This is a genomic window from Mangrovibacillus cuniculi, assembly GCF_015482585.1.
Taxonomy (GTDB): Bacteria; Bacillota; Bacilli; order Bacillales; family R1DC41; genus Mangrovibacillus; species Mangrovibacillus cuniculi.
The window spans coordinates 2795972-2802500 of record NZ_CP049742.1 but is presented as its reverse complement, the minus strand read 5'-3'; the positions used below and the strand labels follow the sequence as shown (position 1 = coordinate 2802500).

Genomic DNA, 6529 nt, shown 5'->3' with positions numbered 1-6529 from the left:
GTGCATCATCGGTGTTTCCACTTCTAGATAACCATTATTGTCAAGGTAACGTCTCATAGACTGGATAATTAAACTACGAGAGATGAAAGTATTTTTACTTTCCTCACTTGTAATTAGGTCTAAATAACGTTGACGATAACGTTGTTCGATATCTTTTAGGCCATGGTGTTTATCCGGTAACGGACGTAATGCCTTAGAAAGGAACGTATAACCAGTAGCTTTAATCGAAAGTTCTCCAACTTTTGTTTTAAATACTTCTCCTGTAACCCCTATTAAATCACCAAGGTCGGTCGTATTAAAAACTTCATAAGCTTCTTCACCAACAGCATCTTGACGAACGTAAATCTGAACTTGACCGGTTTGATCTTGGATATGGGCAAATCCAGCTTTTCCTTTCCCACGTTTTGTCATTACACGTCCAGCAATAGTAACCACTTTCTTTTGCTCTTCTAATTCTTCTTTAGAGAAGGATTCGAATGCCTCTTTTACTTCTAATGACATATGAGAACGTTCGAAGCGTTTACCGAACGGATCTAAACCTTTATCTCTTAGTGCTTGCATTTTTTCACGACGCACAATCAACTGGTCATTTAATTCTTCATGACTCATTTTGTTCACTCCTAGACTATTCTTTTCTATAAATTTATGCTTATCCTATTCTCTACTAAATTGAGACTGAAATCAAGTCATGATAGTTTTGATGGTATCTATATATATGTAATCTAATAAGGCATAAAAGAAAAACCCAAGGAAAGAACTTTTCTATTAGAAAAATTACACCTTGAGTTTTATATGACGTTACCCAACCTGAGCAGCCTTAGCTTCAACATCTAAGACAAGCTGATCTAATACACCGGCTAATTGGTCACGAGTTTCCGTTTCGTTTATTTGATTACGAACAGTACCATTTCCACGAACACCTTTTAGGTACCAAGCTGCATGCTTTCTCATCTCTCGAACAGCAACACGCTCACCCTTCAAGGCAATCAATCTATCTAAATGCAGTTTACACACTTCTATTTTTTCTCGCACTTCTGGCTCTGGGATTAACTCCCCTGTTTCTAAATAATGCACAGTTCGATAAATCATCCATGGATTTCCTAATGCAGCTCTCCCAATCATAACGCCATCTGCACCCGTATGATCTAGCAACTGCTTTGCTTCCTGAGGTGTGGTTACATCACCATTTCCAATAACAGGGATACGGACCGCTTGTTTCACATCGCGAATGATGTCCCAATTAGCCTGTCCTTCATACATTTGCACTCTTGTACGACCATGAAGTGCGACAGCTTTTCCACCTGCGCGTTCCACAGCTTGCGCGTTTTCAATCGCATAAATGTGATCTTCATCCCAACCCATGCGCATTTTAACTGTTACAGGCTTATCTACAGCATCTACAACAGCAGAAACCATTTCATAAATTTTATTAGGATCTAATAGCCATTTGGCACCAGCATCACATTTTGTAATTTTAGGAACAGGACACCCCATGTTTATATCAATAATATCTGCGTTTGAATTTTTATCTACAAACCTTGCCGCTTCCACTAGAGTTTCTCGCTCTCCACCAAAGATTTGTAAACTCATTGGTTTTTCACGTTCATCTATATATAACATGTTCATGGTCTTTTCATTCTTCATGATAATACCTTTATCACTAACCATTTCGGCACAGACTAATCCTGCACCGAATTCTTTTACTGTTAATCGGAATGCAGCATTACAAACGCCTGCCATGGGCGCTAATACTACTTGATTATTTATTTTGATATCACCAATTTTAAGCACGATATCCCTCCGATCTTATTCTTCTTTAGGTGGTTTTAAATCGTCCACCGATATACCTAAACACGCAGCTATACGTGTAATTTGTTCATCTCTTGGCAACCTAGAACCTCTTTCTAATTCTCCAAGTACTGAAACAGACATCCCAGCCTCTTTAGCGAATGTCTCTTGCGTAAATCCTTTTAATTTCCTGAATGCACGAATGCGCCTTCCCCATTTATCTGTTTCCATAACCGAACTCCTTCTTTATCAGGTATTTCGTTAAGAACGCTATTCAAGGGGATTTCCTCTCCAGGAAGCTCGATGTTCGGTTCAATCTCTAGAAGTGGGACGAGCACAAAAGCTCTTTCTTGCATCCTCGGATGTGGAATTGTTAGCTCCTCTGATACCATATTTTCTTGATTAAATAACAAAATGTCAAGGTCAATTGTTCGAGGGCCCCATCTCAAATCCCTTATTCTACCTAGTTTCTTTTCTGTCTTTAAGCATATCTCTAATAATTTACTAGAAGAATGGTTAGTCGCAACTTTAACCACCATATTCAAAAAATTGGGTTGGTCCGTAAATCCTACCGGTTCTGTTTCATAAATAGAAGATATTTTCTCTGGATATACACATTGAGCGCTCAATTCATCAATGGCCAAAGTCAAAAATTTTTGTCTGTCCCCAAGGTTTGTACCTAAAGATATAAATGCACTATTCATTTTATCTACTCCTCGTCATTTCTATTTCAACTGAGCGGTAATGACCAGGGATAGGAGGATCTGGTTTGACAACGTTAACTGTTACTTCTTCAACAATAGGAAAGTCCGACAGTACTTTATGACAAATGCGCTCAGCTAAAGCTTCAACCAACTTCACCGGTTCTCCCTCTACTATAGCATGACATCGATTGTATAGTTCAGCATAATTAACTGAATATGTTAGATTGTCTGTATTTCCAGCTTTAGATAAATCTAAAGTCACTACTAGAGATACACGAAAACGTTGTCCTAACTTCGTTTCTTCAGGGAAAACACCATGATAACCGTAAAATTCCATATCATTTACTTTAATTTTATCCAATCATGTCACCTACCCTCATCATAGCATCCGTCATTTTTGCTGCACGTTTCATTTCTTTGACGTCATGGACTCGGACCATCTTACATCCCTTTGTTATCCCAAAGCAATTAGTAGCTAGAGTTCCTTCTAACCTCTCTTCTACAGGAAGGTCTAACACGTGACCAATGACACTTTTTCTAGAAGTCCCTAGTAATACTGGATACCCTAGTTCTACAAGTTTATCTAAATGGTTTAACACTAATAAGTTTTGTTCATGTGTTTTCGCAAAACCAACACCAGGATCTAACCAAATAAACTCTTCTTTTACACCTGCATTCTTAGCAGTCACAATAGATTCTTGAATATCTGCAATATACTCCTCTAAGAAATTTTGATACTCTTTTCTCTCTCTGTTATGCATAAGGATAATGGGCACAGTTAATCCAGCAGCAACTCCGGCCATCATCGGATCTTTCTTTGCACCCCACACATCATTAATTAAGTCAGCTCCAGCTAAGATAGATTGCCTTGCCACCTCTGCTTTGTACGTATCAATAGAGATTGGAATTTCAAAGTTACTTCTTATGGATTCAATTGCTGGAATGACACGACTAAGCTCTTCATCTCTTGAGATGGACGTCGCCCCTGGCCTAGTAGACTCTCCACCAACATCAATTACATCTGCTCCATCTCGTATCAACTCATCCACTTTTTTAAGAAGTGTATCTTTGTTAGTATACCTTCCTCCATCAGAGAATGAATCTGGCGTAACGTTCACAATCCCCATGATTAATGTTCGATTAGCTTCCAGTACTTTCTTCGTTTGTTCTCTCATACTACTCACCTATTTCTTCATCTATTATCGCACATTTTCTGTAATGCAGAAGTGATGCTTCCTTTTACACCTGCAAAGGTCCCAAGAGCATCTAAATGTTTAACCGGCATAATTCCTTGAACTGCATTAGTAAAAAACATTTCTGTGGCCTGATGCATTTCTTCTAATAAGAAGTTCTTTTCTTCGACCTCTATTCCTAAGTCCCTCATATACTCCAACACATTACTTCTCATGATACCTGGTAGGCATCCAGATTCTAGCGGTGGAGTAAATACCTTGTTTTGTTTAACAAAGAATACATTCGAAGTAATCCCTTCTACTACGTTCCCTATAGGATCAAGAAAAAGGCCTTCTACCCCCTCTTTATTTCCCACAGCTCTTTTCGCCAAAATGTTATTTGCGTACTGATGAGATTTAACCCTAACATTCGTCTCCGGTGTAGTTCTCTCAATGGGTACTACTACCGCTTCCCACTCAGGAAACATTTTTGGTTTTGATCTTGTGATGATGAACCAGTGTGGATTCGTATACCTCTCTACATATAGACTACTCTCCGCTCCTGCTGTTACTTGTATTTTAACCACACCATCTTCATGATTATTAAGTAGAGATAAATGTTGAATAACAGATAACCATTGTTGTTCATCCAACTGAAATTCAATTCCATATGATTCTAATGATCCTTTCATTCTTCTCATATGTTTATCCCAGGATAACGGTTTACCGTTCTTTAGCCTTATTGTTTCAAAAATACCCATCCCATACGCAAAGCCATGGTCAAAAATAGAGACAACCGCTTTTGCCTGATCTACTATGTCACCATTAAACGCTACTTTGCTCATATGGTTACTTGCTCTTTTCTATAAGATATTGCCCACTCCACAACATTTCGAACCATCTTCTTCCCTTCTGCAGTCATAATGGATTCAGGATGGAACTGAACACTTTCGATGGGATATACAGTATGTCTAAGACCCATAATATCCCCATCATCTGCTATGGATGTCACTTGCAAGGAAGAAGGGATTGATTCTTTTTCAACGGTTAAAGAGTGATATCTGGTTACCATAGTATCTTGTTCTACCCCCTTAAAGAGGCCTTTCCCATCATGTTTGACTACAGAGGTTTTTCCATGCATAAGACTTTCAGACCGAATGATGTTACCTCCAAAAACTTGAGCAATAGCTTGGTGCCCCAAACACACACCAAAGATAGGTGTTTCTCCCGCGAATCGTTTAATAACTTCTAATGATATTCCCGCTTCGTTAGGCGTACACGGCCCTGGGGAGATAATAATTAAAGATGGATTCCATGCCTTTAATTCTTCTAAACTGATTTGATCATTTCGCTTTACTAGTAGTTCTTGTCCCAATTCTCCAAAATACTGAACGAGATTATAGGTAAAAGAGTCATAGTTATCAATCATCACAATCATTTTTTGTACTCCCTTTCCGCTATGTCTTTTGCCACCCACATCGCTTTCGCTTTTTTAAGACTTTCTTTGTACTCATACTTTGGTACAGAATCTATCACTACACCTGCACCAGCTTGTACATATGCGCTCTCTTGCTCTACCACCATCGTACGTATGACAATATTCAACTCCATATCTCGATTAAAACCAATCCATCCGATAGAACCTGTATACAATCCTCTTCTTACTGGTTCTAGTTCATCTATGATTTCCATCGTACGTACTTTTGGAGTCCCTGTAATCGTTCCTCCAGGAAACACAGCACGTATAATACTACTTAATGATTGATCATCTTTCACTCGTGCTTTTACAGAAGAAACTAAATGCATTACATGCGAGTATTTCTCTATCGTCATAAACTCATCTACTTCAACCGTTCCATAGACAGCAACTCTCCCTAAGTCATTGCGTTCTAAATCAACTAACATTAGGTGCTCAGCAGTTTCCTTCGTGTTTGATAATAACTCCGCCTCTAGTCTTTGGTCTTCTTCTTCCGTCTTACCTCTAGATCTAGTTCCAGCTATCGGTCTAGTTGATATCTCTAAATCCGATTTCTTTATCAACAGTTCTGGAGACCCACTCACTATCGCTCTTTCCGGAGTCCAAATAAAAGACATATATGGGGAAGGGTTAATTTTACGAAGTACTTTATATACGTGCCAAGGCTTTACATTCAGTTTTTTCATTTGTCGCACGGAAAGATTTACTTGAAACACATCACCTGATCGAATATATTCTTGAATTCTTTCTACTGCTTGTATAAATTCCGATTCTTCCATAGATACTTCTAATAGCGAGGATAATTCAACTGGCTCTGTTAAATCCACCTTTTCCTCAACCATGTGACACTCATCCCAAGCCTCTATCGTTTCACTTCGTTTTTCTGATACCATTGCCGCTCTTGTTACTAAAGATGTTTCTTTATCATACACCGCCCATTGTTGATAGACCGTCCACTCCATTACAGGAATAGCACTGTCATCCTGAGCATAGTTTGGTAACTTCTCAATATAACGCGCATAGTCGTATGTTATATACCCTAAGGCACCACCTACAAAAGGAGCAGGATATTCTAAAGGTATCTCTATTTCCATGGATTTCAAGTATTGCTCCCACAAGACCAACGGATCCCCAACTTTCATTTCCACTTTCTCCGTACGAAAGTTTTCAACTTGTAAACCTTCATCATTTCCAATACCCCTTACTAAAGGCTCCCAAGCAGCGATGTGATATCTCCCACTACGTCCACTCTCTAATAAGACATGAAATTCCTTAGCCAACGTTATTTGTTCATAGTGTGCAAAAAACGCCTCTTCCGATAAAGGAAACTGTTTGTATTGTATCGTCCAATTCAACTTGTCCACGTCCTTTTCTCTCTATTCATTCTT

General features: G+C 38.8%; 9 protein-coding genes (1 of these 9 only partly in view). All 9 read right to left on the bottom strand.

What is annotated here, in order from left to right; translation table 11 throughout:
- Positions 1 to 618, bottom strand: partial view of a lysine--tRNA ligase gene (gene lysS / locus G8O30_RS14130; RefSeq protein WP_239672686.1) — the start only. 879 nt of this gene lie to the left of the window's left edge; the window shows 618 of its 1497 coding nt (coding positions 1–618); the start codon lies at positions 616 to 618; its stop codon lies off the left edge, out of view.
- A 180-nt stretch (positions 619 to 798) separates the two neighbouring features.
- On the bottom strand, positions 799 to 1791 hold the full coding sequence (gene dusB / locus G8O30_RS14125; RefSeq protein ID WP_239672685.1) for a tRNA dihydrouridine synthase DusB: 993 nt from the start codon (positions 1789 to 1791) through the stop codon (positions 799 to 801).
- Between the two features lie 15 nt (positions 1792 to 1806).
- Entirely contained in the window at positions 1807 to 2019 is a 213-nt protein-coding gene (locus G8O30_RS14120; protein ID WP_239672684.1) for a helix-turn-helix domain-containing protein, read from the bottom strand.
- Complete coding sequence (gene folK / locus G8O30_RS14115) at positions 1971 to 2492, bottom strand: 2-amino-4-hydroxy-6-hydroxymethyldihydropteridine diphosphokinase (protein WP_239672683.1); 522 nt, start codon at positions 2490 to 2492, stop codon at positions 1971 to 1973. Before folK ends, G8O30_RS14120 begins: the two co-directional genes overlap by 49 nt.
- A 1-nt stretch (position 2493) precedes the next feature.
- On the bottom strand, positions 2494 to 2853 hold the full coding sequence (folB, locus tag G8O30_RS14110; protein ID WP_239672682.1) for a dihydroneopterin aldolase: 360 nt from the start codon (positions 2851 to 2853) through the stop codon (positions 2494 to 2496).
- On the bottom strand, positions 2846 to 3667 hold the full coding sequence (gene folP / locus G8O30_RS14105; RefSeq protein ID WP_239672681.1) for a dihydropteroate synthase: 822 nt from the start codon (positions 3665 to 3667) through the stop codon (positions 2846 to 2848). Before folP ends, folB begins: the two co-directional genes overlap by 8 nt.
- Before the next feature lie 17 nt (positions 3668 to 3684).
- Positions 3685 to 4509, bottom strand: a complete 825-nt coding sequence (locus G8O30_RS14100; protein ID WP_239672680.1) for an aminotransferase class IV — start codon at positions 4507 to 4509, stop codon at positions 3685 to 3687.
- Entirely contained in the window at positions 4506 to 5102 is a 597-nt protein-coding gene (locus G8O30_RS14095; RefSeq protein ID WP_239672679.1) for an anthranilate synthase component II, read from the bottom strand. Before G8O30_RS14095 ends, G8O30_RS14100 begins: the two co-directional genes overlap by 4 nt.
- A complete protein-coding gene (pabB, locus tag G8O30_RS14090; protein WP_239672678.1) occupies positions 5099 to 6496 on the bottom strand; it encodes an aminodeoxychorismate synthase component I in 1398 nt (465 codons plus the stop codon). The genes G8O30_RS14095 and pabB overlap by 4 nt, the downstream gene beginning before the upstream one ends.
- Between the last annotated feature and the right edge of the window lie 33 nt (positions 6497 to 6529).

Coding starts and splice junctions, on each gene's coding strand:
- G8O30_RS14095 (WP_239672679.1), bottom strand. CDS start 5,102: ATGATTGTGATGATTGATAACTATGACTCTTTTACCTATAATCTCGTT.
- folK (WP_239672683.1), bottom strand. CDS start 2,492: ATGAATAGTGCATTTATATCTTTAGGTACAAACCTTGGGGACAGACAA.
- G8O30_RS14120 (WP_239672684.1), bottom strand. CDS start 2,019: ATGGAAACAGATAAATGGGGAAGGCGCATTCGTGCATTCAGGAAATTA.
- folP (WP_239672681.1), bottom strand. CDS start 3,667: ATGAGAGAACAAACGAAGAAAGTACTGGAAGCTAATCGAACATTAATC.
- G8O30_RS14100 (WP_239672680.1), bottom strand. CDS start 4,509: ATGAGCAAAGTAGCGTTTAATGGTGACATAGTAGATCAGGCAAAAGCG.